The 3,327-nt window shown below is 58.0% G+C and carries 2 protein-coding genes; both read left to right on the plus strand.

The genetic code is table 11. From position 1 onward, the window contains the following. The coding region (locus tag WB528_RS01930) for a hypothetical protein (RefSeq protein ID WP_423886740.1) at positions 1–270 on the plus strand (270 nt) is incomplete at its 5' end. A gap of 2,467 nt (positions 271–2,737) precedes the next feature. Then, positions 2,738–3,205: a hypothetical protein gene (locus WB528_RS01935; RefSeq protein WP_423886741.1), complete on the plus strand. Its 468-nt coding sequence runs from the start codon at positions 2,738–2,740 to the stop codon at positions 3,203–3,205. Positions 3,206–3,327: the final 122 nt, after the last annotated feature.

A 3,327-nucleotide genomic window follows, 5' to 3' on the forward strand; every position in this document is an offset into this window, starting at 1 on the left:
GCTGAAATGCCGACATGGAGCCTCACGGGAATTCGTGACGCTGTATATCGTGAGCGAGATCTAATCATGCCTTGCATTTGGGTCTGCGGCAATCAGGAGAACGAGATCGTGGTCATCGACCCAAAGGCCAAGAATCCGATCAGTGGGCAGACGGTACCGAAGGTAATCGCCAAGCTCGGCGATTTCTACGGTATCGACGATGACGGCGTCGCGCAGGGTTTTTTGTTCCCGGCGAACCCGGCCTTCAATTGGGACGCACGCTCTATGTGAGAACTTGACGCTTTATCTCCCTATGCGGGCGCGAACGCAGGGATCAACTCGGACTGGACGCTCAAGCTCAAGCACTGCGCGGTGTCGAAGATTTCCACTTTCTTTCAGGCGTTCCCCGACGGGCCGGAGCATTAGGACCGCCGCGAGCTCGGTCTTCTCCCTGCCCGGGAAAGCGGGGCAGGGGAAGGGCTGGACCCGAGACAAATAATGGAACGTCCGAATACTCCTGTTCGGAAGACCGAACTCAGGACGCCTTTTATTTCTTACCCGAGCGGGGCCGCCGGCACGAAAAGCTGGATGTCAAAATAATGCGCAAGGCGCGGTTGAACTTTGTAGCGCCACCCATGAATCCGGGTGACGTGCTCGCATTCACGAATTTTACAATCCACGCCACGCACGTCGATAAAGGAATGAATAGTCCGCGGACCAGCATCGAATGCCGGATGCTGATCGCACCATCCTGAGGCTCCTCCCTTTTTAAAATTGCGGCTTCCCCGCCGCTGCGAAAGGCAATCCTTGCGGGGCTACTGTTGCTGCGGGCGTCGTTCCGGCTCAATGTGACGTTTTACGATGGGGCCCGTCGAGGTCGGCGGTTTACGAGCACGAGGCGACGGTCGAGTGGGGCATAGACATCTGACCGGATGAGCGAATATGTTGCGATCCACCAGTCTGGCCAACAGCATATGGCATAAAGATTCATGGTGTTCTGATTGCGATGAGCAAGAAACTAAACTTTGCACGCCTGCAGCAATGCATTGTCAGCGCCAGCGCAGGCATCATGGTATTTGTGGCCATCCAAGGAACAGAGTGGCGGCTCAGTGATGCGGCTTTCGCACAGTCCGCACCAGCAGCGCGCCATCTCTCGGAACGGAACAAGTGGGGGCTCCTCAGCAATATTCCAAAGGAACGCCACATAAGGATCCTGTTTCAACCGACCGAGCCTGACGCTGGACCGTTGGCTAACGAAATATATGAGTTCCTACGGCAAGCGGGGTACACAGTGGTCGATAAACCGATTGCGGGCTTCCTAGCCACCCCAAAAGGCGGCCGGGGCGTTACGGTAGATTTGGAAAGCGGCCACCCTGATCGTCCGGCCGAGATTTTCATAGGGAGCCCTCAGTAAGGTTGGCCCGGGATCTCTTGTTTGGTCAGATTGCGGCAAGATGCCAAACGACCAAGGCTCGCAAGATCGCAGGCGGCATGGGCCAATTTGGTATGGTCCGTTCCAGTTTTGGTGGTTTGTCGACCAACACCCCGAGCGGTCTATATTTAGGGCGCGTGCTTGGTCCAAAATCCGTTCAAGCAACTCTAACCGCATGAGGACGCGCGTCCCGGAGCTACGAGAGCGCCAAAAGCGGGGGGCGGGTCGAGATCCGAGCAGCCGCGCGCCCACGGGCCCAGTTCGTTGAGTAGGATCGGATTGGGGAGATTCGGCGCGATCGGCGTCTGGGTATTGAGCTCGCCGTTGGGAGGCATCCGCCGCGATGGCAACTTTGATCGGGGCGTTCGGACCGGGCGAAATCTCCGTTAAAGGATCGGCGTCTCGCCCGCACCCTGGCCCGCCACGCCGGTGTTGCATCCGTCGACTGCCATTGAAGCGGGCGATGTCATCGGTGGATAGGTGTTTGCGAGACGGCTGATTGTGAAAGTCGAATTCGCTCGTGTATGATCGCACCACATCGGTAGCACGGGGGGCAGGGGTTCCATGCTGTGGAGAGTGTTTGTGCCATGCGCGGCGGTCGTTCCGTTGATCTGTTGGCCGGTTATGGCGCAGACAGTTCCACTACTCTCGGGAAAATACGCAACCACCTACAACGAGATCTGTCAGGCTGGGACGAGCACGCCTAGTTACTCTGCAGGCGCGACCTACAATCAAATTCTGATTGCCGACTTCGATAACGCCACGAAGACCGTACAGCTGACCGGTACCTCGGTATCCGGCGCTCTTGTGGTGTTGAACGGCGTACCCGCCAAGCTTACCCAAACTTCCGTCAACACGAGAACTCCCTATTCCGACACTGCGAGCACGATCACCATCGGCAGAGACACGTTCAACGCCTTATACGGCCCTTTAATCTCCGCAATGCCTCAGTGGTTAGTTTTCGGCGGGATAACCAACGATGGTTGCTCCGCGTCGGCTGTCGCGATCCGACAGTCGGTGATTTCTGTTCCACCTCCCGCGCGGTGATTGCCCGGTTAGGGTAGCCGCTGTTGACGATTGCCATTTTTCGCAGTGCTTGGCCCGCTTGACCTAAGCGGTTTTGCAAATACGCCGAGTGGAGGGGGTTAGGAAAACCAGCAACCGGGCCGATCAGGCGTCTTCCGAGGGTCCCGCGCGAATGATAAGCTCTATCTGTCCCCGGCGTCGCGCCGAGGCGAATTGCAAAGACGCGTACGACCAACAAGTCGCTACAACCAAGTCACTACAATCAAACCACTACAATCGAGTCAGTTTAGGGAGGAAGTTATGACAGGATCGAGGATCGCTGCGGCCGTCGCTGGCTGCGCGCTTGCACTTACGTTTCTCGCCACACCGTCAGCGTTCGCGTGGGACCGAGGCCAGGTCCAAGTGCTAACGGTGCTGCCGGACATTGCGCCCGGCGTCGGAAGTAGTGTCGAGGGGCTCACGGTCGGGCCCGACGGCAACGTCTATGTCCCCTCTTTTGGCTTCAACACGACCGGATCAACCAGCGGACCGGCGACGCTGTTCGTAATCAACCCGAGCGGCAAGGTCATTCGGCAGGTCACTATTGCCAATTCGAGCCCGCATATGCTCGGACTTGCGTTCAATCCAGCAACCAATCAGCTCTGGGTGCTGGACTTCGGCGCAGGCAACGTGCTGGCGGGAGAACAAATCCGACGGGTCGGCCTTTTTGCGCCACCTGGTCGATCGCGGCCTCAAGGCGGCGTGCAGCTGATGATTTCCGACGCCTAGCAAGGCGGGCGAAAGCGGCGACATGCTGATGCGCAACGGCGCAACAGGCCAATTTGAGGTCTACGACATTGCCAACAATCAGATCACCTTCGCGGCCGGAATGGGCCAGGTCGGCCTGGAGT

It is taken from the genome of Bradyrhizobium sp., from assembly GCF_049586575.1.
Classification (GTDB): domain Bacteria; phylum Pseudomonadota; class Alphaproteobacteria; order Rhizobiales; family Xanthobacteraceae; genus Bradyrhizobium.

Excerpts from the sequence above, each read along its gene's own strand:
- WB528_RS01935 (WP_423886741.1), top strand. The coding sequence starts at position 2,738 with ATGACAGGATCGAGGATCGCTGCGGCCGTCGCTGGCTGCGCGCTTGCA.